The organism is Pseudomonas laurylsulfativorans (genome assembly GCF_002906155.1).
GTDB classification, from domain to species: Bacteria; Pseudomonadota; Gammaproteobacteria; order Pseudomonadales; family Pseudomonadaceae; genus Aquipseudomonas; species Aquipseudomonas laurylsulfativorans.
Window position 1 is genome coordinate 26,104 of sequence record NZ_MUJK01000017.1, and the last position, 21,543, is coordinate 47,646.

8 protein-coding genes are annotated in these 21,543 nt (G+C 59.4%); 1 reads left to right on the top strand and 7 read right to left on the bottom strand.

The window, feature by feature from the left end:
* Positions 1–48: 48 nt before the first annotated feature.
* The 6 genes from B0D71_RS29220 to B0D71_RS29245 all read right to left on the bottom strand — a co-directional run bounded on the left by B0D71_RS29220 (position 49) and on the right by B0D71_RS29245 (position 7,551).
* Positions 49–861: an alpha/beta fold hydrolase gene (locus B0D71_RS29220; protein WP_103397793.1), complete on the bottom strand. Its 813-nt coding sequence runs from the start codon at positions 859–861 to the stop codon at positions 49–51.
* Between the two features lie 231 nt (positions 862–1,092).
* A complete protein-coding gene (locus B0D71_RS29225) occupies positions 1,093–1,830 on the bottom strand; it encodes a pilus assembly protein (RefSeq protein ID WP_103397794.1) in 738 nt (245 codons plus the stop codon).
* A gap of 59 nt (positions 1,831–1,889) precedes the next feature.
* Positions 1,890–3,110 (bottom strand): hypothetical protein, encoded by a 1,221-nt coding sequence (locus B0D71_RS29230; protein ID WP_165798766.1) that lies wholly within the window; start codon positions 3,108–3,110, stop codon positions 1,890–1,892.
* Between the two features lie 50 nt (positions 3,111–3,160).
* Positions 3,161–5,683 carry a TcfC E-set like domain-containing protein gene (locus B0D71_RS29235; RefSeq protein WP_103397796.1) on the bottom strand — a complete coding sequence of 841 codons (2,523 nt, stop codon included), beginning with the start codon at positions 5,681–5,683 and terminating at the stop codon, positions 3,161–3,163.
* Positions 5,684–5,791: 108 nt separating this feature from the next.
* Positions 5,792–6,286, bottom strand: coding sequence for a CS1 type fimbrial major subunit (locus B0D71_RS29240; RefSeq protein ID WP_103397797.1), 495 nt, complete (start codon positions 6,284–6,286; stop codon positions 5,792–5,794).
* A gap of 440 nt (positions 6,287–6,726) precedes the next feature.
* Complete coding sequence (locus tag B0D71_RS29245) at positions 6,727–7,551, bottom strand: fibronectin type III domain-containing protein (protein ID WP_103397798.1); 825 nt, start codon at positions 7,549–7,551, stop codon at positions 6,727–6,729.
* 281 nt (positions 7,552–7,832) lie between these two features.
* Between B0D71_RS29245 and B0D71_RS29250 the strand changes: the two genes are divergently transcribed.
* Complete coding sequence (locus tag B0D71_RS29250; RefSeq protein ID WP_103397799.1) at positions 7,833–8,159, top strand: LuxR family transcriptional regulator; 327 nt, start codon at positions 7,833–7,835, stop codon at positions 8,157–8,159.
* A 240-nt stretch (positions 8,160–8,399) separates the two neighbouring features.
* On the opposite strand, the gene B0D71_RS29255 is transcribed toward B0D71_RS29250, so the two are convergent.
* The gene (locus tag B0D71_RS29255; RefSeq protein ID WP_103397800.1) at positions 8,400–21,398 is read right to left on the bottom strand and encodes a non-ribosomal peptide synthetase; all 12,999 of its coding nucleotides are present in this window, start codon (positions 21,396–21,398) and stop codon (positions 8,400–8,402) included.
* Positions 21,399–21,543 lie beyond the last annotated feature (145 nt).

Consider the following 21,543-nt stretch of genomic DNA (forward strand, 5'->3'; position numbering starts at 1 on the left):
CACAGTCCCCCATCGCGAGCAGGCTCGCGATGGCGTCAGTACAAATGACTAATTTCTTGAAGCTAAAAACTTCAGCAGTTCGGCGGTGACGAACCCGGGGTTTTCCAGATTGGAAATATGCCCCGCCTCCGGCACCAGCAGCCATGGACAGCCAATCAACTCAGCCATTTCACGGGCTTCCGCCGGCGGACGCGGGGTATCCTGGTCGCCGCACATTACCAGCGTGCTGGCACCGTCGAGCTCACACAGCCGCGCCATGAAATCCTCGCGGCCAAAGGTAATGCGCCCCATCGGCACGATGCTTTGACGCAGGCGATCGGTAGGCAAAGCCGCCAGCGTCGTACGGAAGTTCTGGTACAGAGGCGACTGCGGGTCGATGCCGGGGCGAAAGAAGATCGGCACTACGATATCCAGCAGCGCTGGAGTGATGACACCCGCCTCTTCAATCTGCTTCAACAGTGAAAAGTAATACTGGCGTGTCGGCTCCGGTTCGGCGCCGACGTAGGTGTCCATCAATACCAGGCCATTGAGCCGGTGCGCTGCCGACAGCGCCAGGCGCGCGCCCCACATACCGCCCACCGACAGGCCAACCAGGGTGACCCGCTCGATGTCCAGATGATCTAGCAAGACCAGAGCCTGACGCGCAATGTCATCCAGCGACGTCGTACAGACAGGCAATGGCCCGGATTGGCCGTGTCCCCAGAGCTCCATAGCGATCACCCGATACTGTTGCGACAGCGCGGCAATCTGCGGCGCCCACATGGTCTGGTCCCACAGGTAGCTACCGGCCAGCAGCACAGCCGGGCCAGTGCCTTGATCGATGTAGTGAAGGGCTTGTCCGTCTATCGTTACGAAGGGCATCGATTGTCTCCGCGAGCCAAAAAAGGAGCCGGAAGACTGAGCGGCTGACCGATCGCGGTCAATCGCCAGAATGTATGCGTTTGTACAACCGCCAGCCCCTCGATGCCGGCCAGTTGCGCAACCTTGCTGCCATACCCAAGACAGTGGCCACACAAACATAACTATCCCACCGCCGCTCCATGCCCCACTTGCCTGCATGTTGGTTTGGGGAACTTGACTCTTGAACCCTAATTACCCCTTCACTACCACAGGTGTTTTCTTTTCGTCCTCGATCAGGTTATAGCGATAGACTCGACCCGCTTGTTTGTCGAACGCAAAATCATGACCTGGAATCACGTGTACTTTTTTGGTCGGTTTGCAATCGTCTTCGTTCTTGGCCGAGCAGTCCTTGAACGCGTCGATGACAACTACGCTATTGCCATTGTTTTTCAACTGGTAGCGACCAGCAGTGCTGTCTATTTTGGTATCAAAACGGGTAGTGGCCGGGCGAACAAAAAACACCATGCCATAACCGGCCATTACGTTGAAACCGGCAGACATTTCCTTTTCATAAGTTTCACGCTCGGTGTCCGAGACGGCGAACTTGTCTTCTTTTTCGGGAACGACGGGTAAAAAGCGAACCCGAAAATAGCGTTCCTTACTACGATCGCCGGTATACAGCAGGCGAGTACCCTGGGTTCCTTTGGCCGGTACGATCAGCCTGGCCGGGCTGGCGACCAGACCGTCACGGGTACTGCCATCGACACTCTTCAAGGGCTCTTCGCGAGAGTTTCCATTCTGCTGATAAAAGATCTCCTTGATCTCGATCTTGACGAATGCAGTCGAAGTACCACCGTTATGGATTCGTTTCAGATAATTACTTTGATTGCCCTTCATAAAATCATAGAAGGTACCAATTTGCAGGCTGGGGCCGGCTTGCGCGCACAGACTGAAAAAAAACGTGCACAACAACATATAAATGGATTTCATGAGATAAAGCCTCGTACTGGGACAACAGCCTGAGTCAGCCTCAGGCTTTGCTACTGCGATTAGATATCGGAATCAAAAGTTATGTTAACGGTTCCTCGATAACTGCTATCGTCATGCATCGTTGCAACTGAGTCTTGCGGCACTTCAAAATGCAGCTGGCTAGGCTGTCGAGTGGGCAAACCTGTAGGCATTAAACGCTCCAGGCCAGCACCACCTATCGTCAGCGGACGCCGTACTACCGACTGGCCTGTACCGTCCACCCAAGGACTTGGCAGGCTGACACTGATATCGACAGGTACTTCGTGGGAACCGTTGCTGATCAGACAGGTTCCAGCTCCCGCCTGACTGCAGCTGAGATCCATTTTAAACGGCGAAGAAGTCAAGATGAAAAACTGCAAGTCACCCAATATTTTCTCGGGTCGTCTTCCATGAGTGATCCACTCCATCCAGCCGCCCTTGGGTGCCAGGGCAACACTGTCGGCGGACATTCTGACGTTGACGTCCTGCTTTACCGCCAGGTTTAAATTGAAGGTCATGACAGCATCATTGGGGTTCAAGACCCCCATATCGAAATCACCGCTGGTGGAGTAAGTGTACGACCCTTGATAGTCGCCACTGATCAATTGTTCCGGTCGAACGGCTCGCAGCTCATAATGCACATCGAGCCTTTGCAAGGACATGCCGGGAATGTTGAATTTCGGACGCCTTGAGCAAGTGGTGACGTTCTGCGGTGTCAACCAGAATGCCGTAAAGTCTGTTCCATTATCATCTGCACCCTGGGTGGTATTATTCACTTGCTGGCATTGAGCAACTGCCTGAGCCCACGAAGGGCTCCAGAGATAGGCGTGATAATCAAACACAGGCACTCCTCCCGGATGTCCGATTATCGATTGCGCTGTATTATTCAAGCGATAACGGGTCCCCACTCCGGCAATGCGAATTTCGACCTCAGCCGTTGCGCCAGGAATCACCGCATGTGCCACAGTAAATCGGCGCCATGTCGCCGGAAAACCAAAGGGGATCACATGATCTATGGGAATCATCCCTGATGACGTAAAAACAATAGGAAAGCTGTTACTTCGAAATCCCTTATTGTTGCAAATACCCGGATATTCCGCGCAGTACCCCGTGACGGGTGTGTTATTGATAATCTGCGCGATTCCCGGATTAATCGGATCCGGCCTGATCTCGGCTTGTACGTCCAATACAGCGGCATTGGCTAAACTTGCAAACCCGCAAAGTGCTGATCCAAGCACCAGACGGTTGATTAACTTGTTCATTTGACTGTCCTGTGTACGCCATGTTCTCACTGCTGTTGTATAAGTGCCCATCAACTGGCTTTCTCAGACTTATAAGCAGCTTCGGCCAAGGTGTCCGGATGACACCGCAGATCCCCTACCATCAGCACATCATTCTCTCGACGCTGGGAGGCTGGATCGAGCCTGAACTGGCATAACAACTGACTGTCGTGCCGCACTTCAAGTGTAGGAGAGTTCTCACTAAGTTCCATTGAAAAGAATCCATCGACTTCGCTGACGCCACGACTGGCATGGTTGATGACGTGATGTCCTTTCAAAGGTTTTCCACTGGCATCCAACAGGCGTCCCATCACAGTCACGGTCTTCAGAATGCGCACCTGGCGATAATCCACCCCTCCCTTATTCAAGTGATAGGTGGTGCGCGCAGGCTGGATTGCCGCCGCGGGAACATCAGTGCCCTTGAAATCAAAATTCACCGTGCCGTTCTTGTACGCCGAAACGGGAATGAAATTACGCCCTGGCCGCAACGTGGCGTGGGTACCGGCAAAGTCGTCGGCCCGCAACTCGATATCATCGAGATCGCTTTCGACATCGACGATCATTCCCGCCTCTCCGGTCGAGACCTGGCTACTCAATACAAGTTTTTTGCCACTGACCGCCAAGGTACTGTCCAGATTCAAACCGCCGCTGATCTGACCGTTGTAGGAGGAACGTTGTGCATGCATCGAGCCGCTGACCTGGTCGGTCTTGAAATCAGCCGTGCCCGCCTGACCTGTCCCGTACACGTCTCTACTGACGGTTGCAGAAACGCTTTGCAGGACGTGATCCTTGAGGTCGCGACGATAGGTAACGGACGCGTTGGGGTCCCGTCCACCGTCACGTGATGTACGTTGACCGACGCTGCCGGTCACCTGGTGACCGTCGGAACCCAGAGCCATGCGCAGGCTGATATCGATCCCGCGGTTTCGCTGGTCGGCAGTACCCACCGTACCCGGTCGATCGAACACCGCCACGCGCCAGTCCGCGCTGTTGCCGAACAACTGTGCGTTGCGGGTCCAGCTCAGGTCGATGCCCAATCCTTCGTTATAACCCTGGCTCTGGGACACTTGCGCGCTAAGCGAACTCTTGCTGTTCAAGCGCTGATTCACCGACAGCGAGGTGTTGCTGGTCTGTCCGTTGTAGGTGTTGCGTTGACGGATGTGCGTCCCGTCCGGCAGCACTTCGTAAGTATTACGGGTGTCCAGCCAGCTGCGCTGATGGCGCAACACCACACTGCCGCCGTTGTAGCGATGCACACCTTGCACCTCCATCCCAGTGCCTTCACCCTTGGTCTGGGAAAGGCTGGTGTAAAGGGAGGTTTTCTCGCCCACCGTCCAGTCGGCGGAGGTGCCCAACTGCATCTGCTCCTTGACCTGACGGGCGGAAAGCCCCAGGACAACTCGCGGATGCAGCAAGAAGTTAAAGGCTGCACCTGCCGTCAGATCACCGTCATCGCGCTCCTGCCAATTGCTGAGCAGTTTGCTCTCGCGACCGGCGAACAGGTTGTAGCGCCAGCGATTTTCCGGGTTGCGCCAGTTGTTGGGCTTGTAAATTAGCTCTGAAGTGGTGGTAATCACTTGACCATCTTCGACCAAGCGTACTTCCACTTCGTAGATTCCGCCGGGCAGCGGACGCGTATCTAGCGTCTGCAGACCGCTCGCCACCTGCTGACTATTGATCAGCACACCGTTGCGATAGATTTCCACCATCGCTTGTCGGTTAGCGGTCACCGTAATGGGATAAAGACTAGGGTTGGCGTTGTCGATCGCCAGGCTATCGGAACTGCCGTACATCAGTCCCATGACCGTGTCGGGACCTCGCCCGATGGTGCGCACAGACCGAGTCAGACCCTGGGCACTGGGCGTGAAATAGCCGGCACGGATGAAGCGGCCCTCCAGTTCCCGTTGGGTATGCAATTCATGGACAGCATGCTTGATGCCCGTGTCCATCCCTGACATGCGCGACAATTGAGCATTGAACGTGTTCGTCCAGTTGCCCAGGCTCGCGGCAGCCTCCACGCCATAACGGCCGGCAATGTTCTGCTGCTGACCACCGCTGACATTCAGTTGATTGCGCACAATCATGCCGTGGCTGCCGCCCTCAGGCTGATCATGAAACAGTCGGGCTTGCGGATCGCGCTCGGCGTTCGCCGTCACCAACGACACCATGGAGTCTTCCAGGCTGTAGTGAACCGACTGCAGTTGCCGAGGGCAGCCACTGTTACAGGCACCCAACGCCGCGCCCTGCGTCATGAAAGCGGCCCACTCATCTCGCTCGCTCGACGAAAGGTCACTGTTGCGTGTGTCCGTAAAGTTGATCAGCGTCACTCGCTCATCGCGGGTCAACAGGATCATGGCTTCACCCAGAAACTGTCGATCGACTTCGACGCGAACAGCCAACGGAACATCAAAGAAAAATTCATGAAACTCTGCAGGCAAACCTTCAGCCTGCTGGAGCAAACTGACGGACTTGTTCGCAGGCTTGCTTTCACCGGCAAGCGCACCTGCGCAAATAAAAAGCGCAAGCGCTCCTGCGATAGGAGTCATCGAAAACATTGATCAACATCTCAAGTTAGCGCTTGCATGTGCAAGGAAGAATGCGACCGACCTGGTGTGCCGGCCACATAAAGGACATACAGGTAGTTGGAAATTATCCAGCAACCATCACGGCGCGTCGAACATCACACGAACGTTCCCGGTGTAGTTACCTTCCTTGTAACCGCCGCTCGGCTCGATTGGCATAATGCTCAGGGGTGCGATGGCTTCAGCAATCGCAGCATCAGCAGCGACAACTTCTGTTTCGTTGCCCAGGGTCAACGCAATGTTATTGAACCTGACTGCCAATTGAATATCTTCTGTGCCAGAGCTCATGACCGCCGGGTCCAGCAGAGTTGCCTTGATGGCCGGGCCTACGCTAGCGCTAACGCTGCTTTTCACCTTAAAGTCACGGCTGATGCCTTCCAACTTGGAAGTTGTATTATTCCAGAGCAATTGCTGAGGCATAGCTACAGTGTCGTGATTCACTGGCTGCACATAGAAGTCGGCGCTCGGAATATCAGCGAAAACTTGAATGTTGTGAGTCTGAGGAACAGCCAGGGCAGCCGAGGAAACAAAAGCCAAAGCAAGCACCGGGGCAGAAATTGCAATTTTCTTGAACATTGAAATCACCTTTAAACATCGGATTAATAGTGCGTGCTTCAGCCAAACGACAAAAGTCAGGCACCGGGTTATTGATCAACACCGGTAAATAGGGCGTTGCGTTTCAACGGCGCGCATCTTCTCGTTTTCTGTAGTACCGGTATGCAAGAACTATCCGAATATTTTGTAGGATAAATCCCTGCCACTTAAACATTATCGCGCGCGAATGATGAAAGCGGGGCGAGTGGCGCTGGCCTGTTGCGCAAGTGTTGTCGGGGGGGGCATCGAGGAGGCAGGGCGGTAGACGCCGGGGGCGTACTGGGGTTGAAAGAGGTCTTTTAGGTGAAAAACCAAGTGGACGATCATCAGCCGTTTGATGTGCCTCTACCGGCGCACAAAAAAATCCCGATGCACAGGCATCGGGACTTTGTTAACCAAATAGAAGCATCAGCATCGGAACGTTACGGTTTACCCTTCACAGAAATACCGAGCGCAGGATAATGGACTACGATTCGATTCGATTCATGACCAGCCTTATCGGTAGCCGTCACGCCGAATTCATATCGTCTCCCCAATTCCAGGCCGGTAACAGAAAACTCTGTTTCCTTTGTCGTCCCCAACTGATGGTCGACCCCCTGATCGACTATATAGGTAACATCTCCGGAACTGTCGTATGACTCATCCCAACTCAATGTCAGGCCTAGATTGCTGGTGCGCAGGCTCGAAGGGTCTGTGGGTGCGGTAAAATCTTCGAAGTTTACCGTAACACAAACTGGCTCCGAGTAATTGAACTCTCCGTCCAAGGTACGAATACAGTAAACATGGTCGCGACCTTGCTCAGGGCTGGTATCGGTAAACGGAGGTTGAGAAGCGACCTCAAGCAAGTGGCCGTCTCGGCGTAACTCATAACGCGGCTCGCCAAATTCGACCTCGCCAGGGTTCCAAAAAAAAGAGACTTCACTGTCTGTCTGATTGTAAGCAGTGAAGAAGGTCGGAGGAGAAACCATTCTAACTGGCGTCCGGACGGTGAAACGTGTAGGGCGAGTTCTATTATTTACATCCTTTTGCCCTGCGAGAACAAATTTGTATTCCGTATTTGGTTTAAGATCAGAAATCGTAACCGTATTACCAGGCCCCTTGTAGTACTGTTTACTAGGAGAATAGTCAGAGTCAAGAAAATACACAACGAGGTCACTCCTAGTTTCCCACGACACCTTTATAGAGGTACTCGTAACAAAATCCAAATCATAATTCAATGGCTCCGAATTAAAATTAATACTTCCCATCTTCATTCTCCATAAACATTAAAATAAAAACCACCTTTAACCGCCAAACTAGCGAAGCCACAATTAATCACGAAACAGAAATTAAAAACACTAGCAGTTCTATTAGAAATAAAACTTCGTATACGACTACAACCCCTGCTAGACACCTACACATTTCACATCAGTTAAAACCATCCCCACCTGTTATTTCTTACAGGTTTCAATCACCCCGAATCGCGCTATAAAAGAGTCATGGAGTTACTCACCGCCCTCCAAGGCGCCCCTACCCCGGGAGACCAGCCATGTACACTGCGAGCCCAACCCTGCTCCAACCCAAAACGCTACCCGCCAAGCCACACGGCTACGCGGATACACCCCACATCCCCCCGAAACTCTCCGCCAAAGAGCAGCAAATCCTCAAGTGGTGCGCCATAGGCAAGTCATCCTGGGAAATCGGACGGATCCTCAATTGCTCTGAAGCAGGGGTGAATTATCACTTCTGTAATATTCGCCGAAAATTCGGCGTCAGCTCGCGCTGGCTAGCGTTAGTCAAAGCATTGGAAATGGGAATAATTCATTTGGAGAGAGAAGCAGAACTTCATCTATCGGCTGGACAGAAAACTCGATGAGCATCGAGACGTTTGTAGCGCACCAACGTACAGAGGGTTGACTCGGCAGAGTCCGGCTCGCCACTCACCCGTGGTTGAGCCCGGACAGCTCCTCCACCACGCGGCACGAGTACATCGCCAGCAGCGGCACATCTCATTGCAGGGATTACCGCAGACTGGGGCGCCATCATAGCGCCCGATTGAAGTGTCCAAAATCCTCAGGCCAGTTCAGCTTTCCCGTGGAGAAGCCCCGCTAAAAAATCAAAACCCCTCCAACTCCGCCATCAAATCATTCAAGCGATCCACTTTCTCCTCGGTGATCTCACTCGCCGCCAATCCATCGATGTACCCGGCCAATTCCTCGACCGTACTGCATTCGAACATCGCCCGCAGTGGCACGTCCCGTTGCAGGGTTTTCTGCACCCGCGAGGCGATTTGCGTGGCCAGCAGCGAATGTCCGCCCAGCTCGAAGAAGTTATCGCGAACGCCCACCTGTTCGACCTTCAACACTTCGGCCCAAATGTCGGCAAGGGTCTGTTCCAGGTCATTGCGCGGCGCCAGGTAATCCTGACGCCCAATCTGGCCGATCTCCAGCGCCGGTAGCGCCTTGCGATCCAGTTTGCCGTTGGCATTGAGCGGCAGCTTGTCCAGCCACAACCAGTGCAGTGGCACCATGTACTCCGGCAGTTCGGCACGCAGTCGCAGCTTGATTCGCTCCAGTCGCTCGCTTGAATCAAGCGAAGCATCGGCCGCGACCAGATAGCCAACCAGGTGCTTGCCGTTGACGCCCTCCTGCACGCCGACCGCTGCGTCACGGATTTCCGCTTGCTCATGCAAGCGTGCTTCGATTTCGCCCAGCTCGATGCGGTAGCCGCGAATCTTCACCTGGTGGTCGACCCGGCCGACATACTCCAGCACGCCATCGCTGCGACGGCGGGCCAGGTCGCCAGTGCGATACAGACGCTCGCCCGGTGCGCCGAACGGGTTCGGCACAAACACCGGTGCCGTGCGCAGCGGATCGCTGACATAGCCACGGCCGACTCCGGTTCCTGCCACGCACAGTTCACCCACCGCGCCCAACGGCACCAGATCAAGCGCGTCATCGAGCACATACAAAAGGTTATTGTCAGTCGGCGTACCGATCGGCAAAAAGCTGCCGCGGGTCGAGGCCAGATCGACACGGAAGAACGCGACGTCATCCGAGCACTCCGCCGGACCGTAGGCGTTTACCAGGCCGATGTCCGGATAGCGCTGCAACCATTGGTGCGCCAGCTCCGGTGGCATCGCCTCACCGGTCGGCAGCATCCAGCGCAGACCGTCGAGGCTCATGCGCTCCTGGGCGAGCATGCCCTGGATCAGCGACGGCACGCTTTCCAGCACGGTGATGCCCTGGGTCGCGACATGCGCCAGCAAGCCCTGGGGATCGTGGGCGATGGTGTTTGGCACGATATCCACCCGCGCACCGAACAACGGCGCGGCGAGGAACTGCCACACGGAAATGTCGAAGCTTTGCGAGGCGGTTTGCGCAATCACATCAGCGTCGCTCAAGTTCAGGTACGGCACCTTGCTCAACTGGTTGTTGAGCATGCCGCGCTGTTCAACCATCACGCCTTTGGGCAACCCGGTGGATCCGGAGGTGTAGATCACGTAGGCCAGGTTGTCCGGACTGCTGTAAAGACCAGGATTGTCCGCCGAGAGCGCAAGGGCCTGGACTTCCTCCCAGACCAGCAGCCGTGGTCGGCTGGAGCAGCCGAACTCGTCAAGCAAGACCTGCGCCTGCTCACGGCACGCCTGCGTGCACACCAGCAATGGCGTGCGGCTCAGATCGATGATCCGGTTCAGACGCTGGCTCGGCAAACCCGGGTCCAGCGGCAGGTAGCCCGCCCCGGCCTTGAAGCTGCCGATGATCATGCCCAGCAATTCGAGGCTGCGTTCGGCCAGCAAGGCTACCGGCTGATCCCGACCGACTCCGGCGGCAATCAACGCATGACCGAGACGGTTGCTGCGCTCGTTCAACTCAAGATAGCTGTACTGCCGGTCAAGACAACTGGCGGCGATCCGCTGCGGGTGCCGGGCGACCCGGGTTTCGAACAATGCGACGTAGCTCTGCTCCAGTGGGTAGTCGTGTGCGCTCTGGTTGCAGCCATGAAGAAGGAAATCCTGCTCCTGCGCCCCCAGCAACGGCAGGTCGGCCATGTCGCCATGGAAGCCGTCCACCAGCGCCAACAGCAAACGCTTGAACTCGCCGAGCATGCGCTCGACCGTGGCCTCATCGAAGTAGCGCTGGTCGTAGGACAGGTGCAAGCCCAGATCATCACCTGGATAGCACACCGCCGTCAGCGGGAAGTTGGTATGCGTGCGGCCTGAATCCGAGGTCGCGTTGAGGCTCTGCGCACGGTCCAGCACCGAGGTTTCCACCGGGGCGTTTTCGAACACGAACAGGCTGTCGAACAGCGGCTGGCCTTTGGGCAGTTCGCTTTGCTCCTGGATGTTGACCAGCGGCAGGTATTCGTACTCGCGCAGTTGCATGTTGTTGTCGAGCAAACCGGTGAGCCACTGACGCACGCTGCAACGCTGACCGTCCTCCGGCATTTTCACCCGCAGCGCGATGCTGTTGATGAACAGGCCGACGGTGCGTTGCATCTGAGGCATGTCCACCGGCCGTCCGGCCACAGTGACGCCGAACAGCACGTCGCGATCACCGCTCAAGCGCCGCAACACCAGTGCCCACGCCGCCTGGGCGAAGGTGTTGATGGTCAGCTGATGGGCCTGAGCCAGTTCGCGCAATTGCGCACCGTCACGGGCATCGAGCCTTGTGTAGCAGTCACCGACGATCATGCCGCCGCTGTCGCCGGCGTGTTCGCGCAACAATGGTCGGTCGCTCGGGATCGGCGTAGTCCGCTCGAAGCCTTGCAGGTTGGTTTTCCACCATTGCCGCGCTTCGGCCAGGCTCTGGCGTTGCAGCCAGCCGATGTAGTCGCGATAACGCGGCGGCACGGCCAACTGTGTGTCCCGGCCTTCGCCGAGAGCGCTGTAGATTTCGAAGAAATCGTTCATCAACAGCGAACGGCACCAGGCATCGATGAGGATGTGGTGGTTGCTCATCATGAACCAGTAGCGCGCCGCACCGACCCGGATCAGGCGCAAGTGGAACGGCGCCTGGTTGAGCAAGTCGAAACCCGTCTCGCGTTCGGTCTTGAGCAGGGCTTGCAGCTTCGGCTCTTGCTCGGCTTCGGTAATGTCGCTCCAGTCGAGGTACTCGATCGGCGTACTGCCCGGTTTGTGAATCACTTGCAGCATGTCTTCGCCGACGTTCCAGCAGAACGACGCGCGCAACGCTTCGTGGCGGGCGATCACCGCTTGCCAGGCCTGGGCGAAACGCTGCGGATCAAGCTCGCTGTTGATGCGGTAACGGTCCTGCATGTAGTACAGGCCGGTGCCTGGCTCCAGCAAGGTATGCAACAGCATGCCTTCCTGCATTGGCGTCAACGGGTAGACGTCTTCAATGACGGCGGCCGGAACCGGCAGCGCATCCAGTTGCGTCTGGTTGAGCTGCGCCAGCGGGAAGTCCGACGGCGTCAGGCCACCGGCATCGTCACGCAGGCAATGTTCGATCAGGCTTTGCAACTCGCCCATGTAAGCGTCTGCCAGATCGTTGATGGTTTGCGCATCGAAGCGTTCGGCGCTGAAGGTCCAGCGCATCACCAGTTCACCGCCATACACCTGACTGTCGACGCTCAGCTCGTTGGGCAACGGTGCATTGGCATCGTGGGCCGCGCCGATGGCTTCATCCAGCGGATGGAACAGCGCATCGTCACCAAAGCTCTGGTCGAACTGCCCCAGGTAGTTGAAGGTGATCGGCGCCACCGGCAACCCGGCCATGCTTTGGCGACTCAGGTCATCGGCGAGATAACGCAGCACGCCATAACCCAGGCCTTTGTGCGGCACGGCGCGCAGTTGCTCCTTGATCGCCTTGATCGAAGCGCCCTGCCCGGCGGCTTCTTCAATGTTCGACGGGGTCAGGCGCAACGGGTAAGCGCTGGTGAACCAGCCCACGCTGCGGGTCAGGTCGATTTCCTCGAACAGCGCTTCACGGCCATGGCCTTCCAGTTGAATCAACGCCGATGCGTGACCGCTCCAGCGGCACAGCACCCGGGCCAATGCGGTCAGCAACAGGTCGTTGACCTGAGTGCGATAGGCACTCGGCGCCTGTTGCAGCAATTGCCGGGTGCGCTCGCTGTCGAGGCGCACGCTGACGGTTTGCGCATGACGATTCTGTCGGCCGCCGCCCAGGTGATCGCACGGCAGTTCGGCGCTCGGTCCGGCCAATTGCGTCTGCCACCAGCTCAGTTCTTCACGCAGGGATTCACTGCCGGCATAGGCCTGCAAGCGTGCGGCCCAATCCTTGAAGGCGCTGGTTTTTGCCGGCAGTTTCACCGACTGCTGCGCGTCGAGTTGGCGGTACACGGTTTGCAGGTCGTCCAGCAGCACGCGCCATGAAACACCATCGACCACCAAGTGGTGAATCGCAATGAACAGCCGTTGCTGGCCCTCGGGACCATCGACCAGCAACACGCGCATCAGCGGTCCCTCTTCGAGATCGAGACTGCGCTGGGCATCGGCGAACAGCGCGGGGCATTTATCCATCGACGAAACGCGTACCTGCCACAGCACCGGCGCGTCGGGAATTGTCTGATGCTGTGCTAGCCACTGACCGGTGATCCGGCTGAAGCGCAGGCGCAAGGCGTCGTGCTGTTCGATGACCGCCAGCAGCGCTTGCTCCAGTCGATGGGGCTCCAGAGGTGCGGTCGGTTGCAGCAACAACGCCTGGTTCCAGTGCTGGCGTTGCGGGATCTCCGTGTCGAAGAACCAGTGCTGGATCGGCGTCAGTCGCGACTCGCCCATGATCAGGCCTTGTTCGGCGCTGACCTGCTCGGTGCGGGTGGCCACGGCGGCGAGGGTCTGCACCGTCTGGTGCTGGAACAGGTCGCGCGGGCTGAAGTGAATACCCTGCTGCCGCGCCCGGCTGACCACCTGGATTGACAGAATCGAGTCGCCGCCCAGTTCGAAGAAGTTGTCGTTGAGCCCGACCTGTTCGACGTTCAGCACTTCGCACCAGATCTGCGCCAGCGTGAGTTCGAGCTCGTTGCTTGGCGCCACGTACTGCTGGCGGTTCAGCTCCGGGTCCGGTGCCGGCAGTGCGCGACGGTCGAGTTTGCCGTTGGTGGTCAGCGGCATGCTGGTCAGCAGGATCAGGTGCGTGGGCACCATGTAATCCGGCAGCTGCAATTTCAAGTGTGCCTTGAGGGCTTCGCGCAATGCGCTTTGCTGTGCTTCGCTCTGCCCGGCGATGTCACTGACGAGGTAACCGACCAGTTGCTTGCCGCTCGGAGCATCGAGGGCCAGCACCACCGCTTCACGGACCGATTCGTGCTCCAGCAAACGGGTTTCGATCTCGCCCAATTCGATGCGGAAACCGCGAATCTTCACCTGATGGTCAATCCGTCCAAGGTACTCCACCAGGCCATCGTCGCGCTGGCGTACCAGGTCGCCGGTGCGGTAGATACGCCCGCCATTGGCGACAAACGGATCAGCCACAAAGCGTTCTGCGGTCATGCCCGGACGCTGGTGATAACCCTGTGCCAGACCAGCGCCGCCCACGTACAACTCACCGGTCGCACCCTGCGGCACCAACGCCAGATCGGCATCGAGGATGTACGCCACGCGGTCGCCGATCACGCTGCCGATCGGCACACTGCCGGCGCCCTCTTCCAGCACTTCAGGCGCGAGGCTGGCCAGCGGCATGACCACGGTTTCGGTTGGGCCGTAGGCATTGAAGAACTGGCTCGGTTTGAACGCTGCGCGAATGCGCGCCAAGTGTTCACCGGTCAGCGCTTCGCCGCCGGTGATGATCATGCGCACCGGCAGGACTTCATTTTGCGTTGCCAGCCACTGCGCCAACTGGCTGCCGTAGCTCGGGGTGAACCCGAGGACGTTGATGTGATGACGACGGATCAGGCCACAGATTTCTTGTGCGTCCCACTGCCCTTGCGCCCGCAACACCACCTGCGCGCCGCTGAGCAGCGGCACCAGCAATCGTTCGGTGGCGGCGTCGAAGTTGATCGAATAGAAGTGCAGTTCACAGTCGTCCGGGCGCATACCAAAGCGCTCGATCACCGCGCGGCAATGCATGGCGATTTCGCCGTGGGACACCACCACGCCTTTGGGTTTACCGGTCGAGCCCGAGGTGTAAATCAGATACGCCTGATGCTGCGCCAGGCTGATCGACGGCAGCTCGGTGGCTGGGTAATTGGCAAGCGCGGCCGCGTCTTCTTCTACGCACCAGCGACCAACCGTTGACGGCAATTCACCAAGGGCCTTGAACATCGCGGCATCGCTGAGCAGTAGACCGATGCCGCTGTCTTCGATCATGTAATGCAAGCGGTCCAGCGGGTATTCCGGATCGAGCGGCACGTAGGCGCCGCCAGCCTTGAGGATCGCCAGCAGGCCGACGACCATTTCCAGCGAGCGCTCCAGTGCCAGGCCAACACGAACCTGCGGCCCGACACCGCGCTCGCGCAGCATCCAGGCCAGGCGATTGGCGCGGCTGTCGAGTTCGGCATAGCTCAGGGTCTGCCCGGCGAAGGTCAGGGCTGGAGCGTCCTTGCGCATCAAGGCTTGCTCGGCGATCAGGTGATGGATGCACTGATCCAGCCGATGCTCACCCGCTTCGACCCCAAGACTGTTGAGCAGATGTTGCTGTTCGCCAGCGTCCAGCAGTGGCAATTCGCTCAAGCGCTGCTGCGGATCGGCAATCAGCGCCTCCAGTAGGTTGCGCCAATGCGCGGCCATGCGGGCGATGCGCGGCTCGTCGAACAGATCGGTGCTGTAGGTCAGGCAGCAACCCAGGCGATGGTCGAGGTCGGTGACTTCCAGGTTAAGGTCGAACTTGGTCGCCCGTGCATCGTTGACCAGGTACTCGACCGTCATGCCGGCCAGGGTGCGGCTTTGCTGGAACTCCCAGCGCTGTACGTTGCACATCACCTGGAACAGCGGGTTGTAGGCAGCGCTGCGCGGTGGCTGCAAGGCTTCCACCAGATGATCGAACGGCAGGTCCTGGTGGGACTGGCCTTCGATCACCGTGTGGCGTACTTGCTCGAACAATTCGCCGACGGACATCTGCCCGTCGAGCTGGCAACGCAGCACCTGGGTGTTGAGGAACGCCCCGATCAACCCTTCGCTTTCCGGGCGAATGCGGTTGGCCACCGGCGCACCGATGCGCAAATCGTTCTGGCCGCTATAGCGGTACAGCACGGCAGCCAGGGCGGCGGTCATGGTCATGAACAGAGTCAGGCCATGTTGCGCATTGAAGGCACGGACCCGTGCTGCGAGGTCATCGCTCAGGTCGAAGCGGTACAACTCCCCCTGATGGCTTTGCACCGGCGGACGCGGACGATCAGCCGGCAATTCCAGCAGCGGGTGTTCGCGACCCAGTTGCGTGGTCCAGTAATCGAGCTGGCGCTGACGCTCGCCGGATTCCAGCCACTGACGCTGCCACACGCTGTAATCCAGGTACTGCACCGGCAACGGCGCGAGCGGCGATTCACGCTCGTCGACAAAGGCTTCGTACAGCGCGCTGAGTTCCCGGGCGAAGATGTCCATCGCCCAGCCTTCGGTGACGATGTGGTGCAAGGTCAGCACCAGGTAGTGTTCCTGCTCGGCGGTCTTGACCAGGCATGCGCGCAGCAACGGCCCGGTTTCCAGATCGAACGGCTTGTGCGCCTCGTCGTCGGCCAATTGCTGGACCTGCCACTCGCGGCCTTCGGCATCCAGCGCGGTGAAATCCTTCCACGCCATGCGCACATCGGATTGCGCGTGCACCTGTTGACGGGCGACGCCGTCGATGCTCGGGAAGGTGGTACGCAGGGTTTCGTGGCGCATGATCAAGGCTTGCAGCGCCGCTTCAAAACGCGCGACATCGAGCACGCCGCGCAGCCGCGCCATGCCGCCGACGTTGTAGGCCGGGCTGTCCGGCTCCATCTGCCAGAGGAACCACATGCGCTGCTGGGAATAGGACAGCGGCACCACTTGGCTGCGGTCGACTTTTTCAATCGGTGGTTGTTTGTTGGTGCTGCCGCTGGCCTGGATCAAGCGAACCTGTTCGGCAAACGCACCGAGTTCGCTGTGCTCGAACAGCGCCCGTAGCGGCAACTCGACGTCGCAGGCCTGACGGGTACGGGAGATGATTTGCGTGGCCAGCAGCGAGTGGCCGCCCAAGGCAAAGAAATCATCGCGCAGACCGACCTGTGCCAGGCCCAGCACCTCGCGCCAGATACCGGCGATATGTCGTTCCAGTTCAGACACCGGTTCGACATGTTCGCGCACCTGCCACTGCGGTTCCGGCAAGGCGCGGCGGTCGAGTTTGCCGCTTGGGCTGAGGGGCATTGCATCCAGGCGCATCAGTTGCGCGGGGACCATGTATTCCGGCAGTTCGGCGGCCAGTGCGCTTTTCAGCCTTGCGGTCTGCCCGGCTTCGTCCCCGGCATTGTCCGCACTGGTGTAGTAACCGATCAGCTGTGCACCGGCCACGGTTTCGCGCACCAGCACCACGGCTTGCGTAACGCCGTCCTGGGCCAGCAGCCGCGCTTCGATTTCCTGCGGCTCAACGCGGAACCCGCGCAGTTTGACCTGCTGATCGAGACGGCCCAGGTATTCGATCACGCCGTGCGCGGTCCAGCGCACCCGGTCGCCGGTGCGGTACAGGCGTGCGCCCGGCTCACCCAATGGGTCGACCACGAATCGTTCGGCGGTCAACGCCGGACGACCGAGGTAACCACGGGCCAAGCCAACGCCGCTGATGCACAGCTCGCCCGGCACGCCGGCCGGAACCGGATTGAGATCGCTGTCGAGCACACGACAGATCACATTGCCCAATGGCCGGCCAATCGGCGAGCGTTCGCCGTCGACGCTGGAGCAATGCCAATGGGTGACGTTGATCGCGGTTTCGGTCGGTCCATAGCGGTTGTGCAATTGCACCCCCGGCAGTTGCGCCAACACCCGGTTGCGCAGCTCCGCAGGCAAGGCTTCGCCACCGGAGAATACCCGGCGCAGGCTGGTGCATTCAGCGCTGAGCGGTTCGTCGATGAACAGCGAAAGCAGCGGTGGCACGAAGTGCAGTGTGGTCACGCCGTAGGCTTGCACAAGCTGCGCGATGCGATGCGGATCGCGGTGTTCACCGGAACCGGCAATCAACAAACGTGCGCCGGTGATCAGCGGCCAGAAGCACTCCCACACCGACACGTCGAAACTGATCGGCGCCTTTTGCATCAGCACGTCGGTTTCGTTCAGGCGATAGGTGGCCTGCATCCATTGCAGGCGCTCAGCCAGCGCCGCGTGGGTGTTGCCGACGCCTTTTGGCTGGCCGGTGGAACCGGAGGTGTAAATCACATAGGCGAGGTTGTCGCCATGCAGATGCAGCCCCGGCGCATGGCTTGGCCAGCTCTCCAGATGCAGGGCGTCCATGGCGATCACGCTGACCCCATCCGTCGCCGGCAAGCGCTCCAGCCATTGGGTTTGCGTCAGCAGCAATTCGACTCCGCTGTCGCTGAGCATGTAGGCCAGGCGCTCGGTCGGGTAATCCGGATCGAGTGGCACATAGGCGCCACCGGCCTTGATGATCGCCAACAGGCCGACCAGCAGTTGCGGCGAACGCTCGCAGGCGATCGCCACACAGACATCCGGACCGACGCCTTTGTCACGCAGGTAATGGGCCAGGCGGTTGGCCTGGGTGTGCAGTTCGGCGAAGTCCAGACTGCCGCCGTCCCACACCAGCGCGGTGCGCTGCGGCGTCTGACGCGCCTGTTCGTTGAGCCATTCGGGCAGCCATTGGTTGGCCGCTGCGCACGCCGCGGTCGCCCAGTTCGATTGCTGATGCTGCTCGGTGGCCGTCAACAATGGCAGGTCACCGATGGCGGTGGCCGGTTGCTCGCAGATGGCTTGCAGCAAGTTGCTGAAATGCTCGGCCAGGCGCTCGATGGTCGTGGTATCGAACAACTCGCTGGCGTAATCGAAGGACAAGGTCAGGCGACCATTACGGTCTTCTTCGCTGTGCAATTGCAAATCGAACTTGGCTTCGCGGCTATGCCACGGCAGCTCTTCGGCCAACAATCCCGGCAAACGGCGCAAGGCGCTCAGGTCCCGTTGCTGGTGGTTGAACATGACCTGGAACAGCCCCTGTTCGCGGGCCTGCGGAAAGGCTTCCAGCAGTTGTTCGAACGGCAGGTCCTGATGGGCCTGGGCATCCAGCGCGGTGAGTCGGGTTTGTGCCAACAATTCAACGAATGGCAGGCGCGAATCCACCTGCGCGCGTAGCACCTGGGTGTTGATGAAGAAGCCGATCAGTCCTTGGGTTTCCAGGCGCGGACGGTTGGCATTGGGCACGCCGATACGAATATCACGCTGGCCGCTGTAGCGGTGCAACAGGCCCTGAAACGCCGCGAGCAACAGCATGAACGACGTGGATTCATGGGCCTGGGCGGTCTGGCGAATGGCGTCGCTGAGGGTCGCGCCAAGACGCACCGTGTGGCGCGCAGCGCTGCGCAGTTGTTGTGCCGGGCGCGGATGATCGGTGGCCAGGCTCAACACAGGATGCTCGTCGCCCAACTGCGCTTTCCAGTAAGCCAGTTGCCGCTCGCCTTCCCCTTGCGCCAGCCATTGGCGCTGCCAGCTACCGTAATCGGCGTACTGGGTCGGCAATGGCGCCAGCAGCGCTTGCTGGCCCTGGGAGGCGGCCGCGTACAGGCGCGAGAACTCGTCGATCAGCACATTCAGCGACCAGCCATCGGCAATGATGTGGTGCAGGGTCACCAACAACTGGTGATCCTCGTCGTCGAGGCGCACGAGCGTCACCCACAGCAGCGGACCTTGCTCCAGATCGAACTGGGTACGCGCTTCGTCCTCGCGGATTTGCAGCGCTCGGGCTTCTCGCTCGGCAACCGGCAGGTCGCTGATGTCGATCATCTGCAGGTTGAACCCGGCGGCCGGATCAACCTGCTGCAACGCCACGCCGTCACGCTCGAAGAAGCGTGTGCGCAGGGATTCATGACGCTCGATCAACTGCTGGAAACTGACGCGCAAGGCCTCTTCATCCAGCTCGCCACGCAAGCGCAAGGCACCGGGAATGTTGTAGGCGCTGCTCCGCGGATCGAGTTGCCAGGTGATCCACAGACGGTTTTGTGCCAGCGATTGCGGCATCGGTTGCTGGCGCGACAGCGCAGTGATCGCGCCCTGGGCCAGGCCACCGTCCTGTTGCTGGCGGGCCACTCCATCGGCGAAAGCCGCCAGGGTCGGCGCTTCGAAGAGCAGGCGCAGGTTCAATTCCAGCCCCAGTTCTTCACGCAGACGCGCGACCACTTGCGTAGCCGCAATGGAGTTGCCGCCGAGCAGGAAGAAGTGATCGTCGGCGCCCACTTGTTTAACTTGCAACTGCTCACACCAGATTCGGCCGATCAGACTTTGCAGTTCCGAGCCCGACTCGATCTGACCCGCGCTTTCGGTGCTGGCCGATGGGTATACCGCGTAGCTGTCAAGGCTGCCGTCTACCAGGCGATTGCGGCACGCCGAGCGTTGCAGTTTGCCGCTGGAAGTCTTGGGCAGCGCACCCGGATTGAGCAGTACCACCACGCTCGGCGCTTCTTGATAAGCCTCGGCAACGGCCTGGCGAATGGCTTTGATCAACGCTTCGGGCGGCAGGATCTTCTGCACGCTGCGGCTGATTTCCGCGGCGATGCCGATACCTTCCTGACCGTCCACGTTGACGGCGAACGCGGCGACGCGCCCTTTGCGCACCACCTCCACTTCACGTTCGACGGTCAGCTCGATGTCTTGTGGGTACAGGTTGTGCCCGCGCAGGATCAGCATGTCCTTCAGGCGCCCGGTGATGAACAGCTCGCCGTTGCGCATGAAGCCCAGGTCACCAGTGCGCAGCCAGGTCTGGCCGGCATGCTGGACGAAGGTCTTGGCGGACGCTTCAGGGTTGCGCCAGTAGCCGTGGGCGATGCTCGGCCCTGCGGCCCAGACTTCGCCGACTGCGTTATCGCCCACCTCAGTGAGCGACGCCGGATCGACAATCAGCACGGCGTGATCGGGCTGACTGACGCCGCAACTCATGATCGGGCTGCCCTCGCCCGGTTCGGCGCGATTTTGCGTCAGGGCCAGATCGTCCACGCGCAGATTGCCGATGCCTTGGCCACGGGGTGTACCGGCCACGAACAGCGTGGCTTCGGCCAGACCGTAGGAGGCCATGAAATTGCCCGCGGTGAAGCCGCAGGTCGCGAACTTCTCGGCGAAGCGCTCCAGGGTGTCGAGGCGAATCGGTTCGGAACCGGAATACGCCACGCGCCAGCCACTCAGGTCGAGCCGTTCCAGGGCCGACTCGCTGACCCGCTCGCTGCACAGGCGATAGGCAAAATCCGGACCGCCGCTGATGGTGCCGCCGTATTCACTGATCGCTTCGAGCCAGCGCAACGGCCGGCCAAGGAAATACGCCGGCGACATCAACACGCACGGCACACCGCTGAAAATCGGCTGCAGCAGGCCACCGATCAGGCCCATGTCGTGGTACAGCGGCAGCCAGCTGACGATGACGTCGTCGGGGTTCAGGTCAATGCCGAAACCGTGGCGAATCAGTAACTCGTTGGCCACCAGGTTGCCGTGGCTGACTTGCACGCCTTTGGGTAGCGCGGTGGAGCCGGAGGTGTATTGCAGGAAGGCAATGTGATCCTTCTGCAAATCCGCCGCGACCCAGCGCTCGGCCAGCTCAGCGTCAAGGGTATCGACACACAGCAACGGCGGCGCCCCTTCTATTTGCAGCAAGGCGTCGCGCAGGCCGGCGCTGGTCAGCAGCAAGCGCGGCTGGGCATCGCTGATGATCGACAACAGACGATCCTGGTGATGACGGCGCGTCGACTCCGGCGGATAGGCTGGCACTGCGATCACGCCGGCGTACAGGCAACCGAAGAACGCCGCGACATAATCCGGACCACTGGGGAACAGCAGCACGGCGCGGTCGCCAACATTCGCCTGGGCCTGCAACGCGCCGGCAATCGTCCGCGCCCGTTGATCCAGCTCGCGATAGCTGAGCACCACAGCTTGTTCCGGGGTCTCGGCGAGAAACCGCAAGGCCACCCGATCCGGCGTCAGGGCCGCGCGGCGCTGAAGGGCTTGGACCATTGTGCTGGGGAGTTCGAACGCGTCGGTCATGAGGTTTCCTGCCTGATTTCGGCTTGGTAGGAGCGAGCCTGCTCGCGAAAATCCGGAGAACACCGCGGGGTGTCAGGCGCCCATCGTCATCGTTGACGACCATCGCGAGCGAGCTCGCTCCTACAGGGTGATGAAGGTTGCGCAG

What these genes read in the sequence shown, in the direction of transcription:
- B0D71_RS29220 (WP_103397793.1), bottom strand. Translation starts at nt 861, where the DNA reads ATGCCCTTCGTAACGATAGACGGACAAGCCCTTCACTACATCGATCAA.
- B0D71_RS29225 (WP_103397794.1), bottom strand. Translation starts at nt 1,830, where the DNA reads ATGAAATCCATTTATATGTTGTTGTGCACGTTTTTTTTCAGTCTGTGC.
- B0D71_RS29230 (WP_165798766.1), bottom strand. Translation starts at nt 3,110, where the DNA reads ATGAACAAGTTAATCAACCGTCTGGTGCTTGGATCAGCACTTTGCGGG.
- B0D71_RS29235 (WP_103397796.1), bottom strand. Translation starts at nt 5,683, where the DNA reads ATGTTTTCGATGACTCCTATCGCAGGAGCGCTTGCGCTTTTTATTTGC.
- B0D71_RS29240 (WP_103397797.1), bottom strand. Translation starts at nt 6,286, where the DNA reads ATGTTCAAGAAAATTGCAATTTCTGCCCCGGTGCTTGCTTTGGCTTTT.
- B0D71_RS29245 (WP_103397798.1), bottom strand. Translation starts at nt 7,551, where the DNA reads ATGGGAAGTATTAATTTTAATTCGGAGCCATTGAATTATGATTTGGAT.
- B0D71_RS29250 (WP_103397799.1), top strand. Translation starts at nt 7,833, where the DNA reads ATGTACACTGCGAGCCCAACCCTGCTCCAACCCAAAACGCTACCCGCC.
- B0D71_RS29255 (WP_103397800.1), bottom strand. Translation starts at nt 21,398, where the DNA reads ATGACCGACGCGTTCGAACTCCCCAGCACAATGGTCCAAGCCCTTCAG.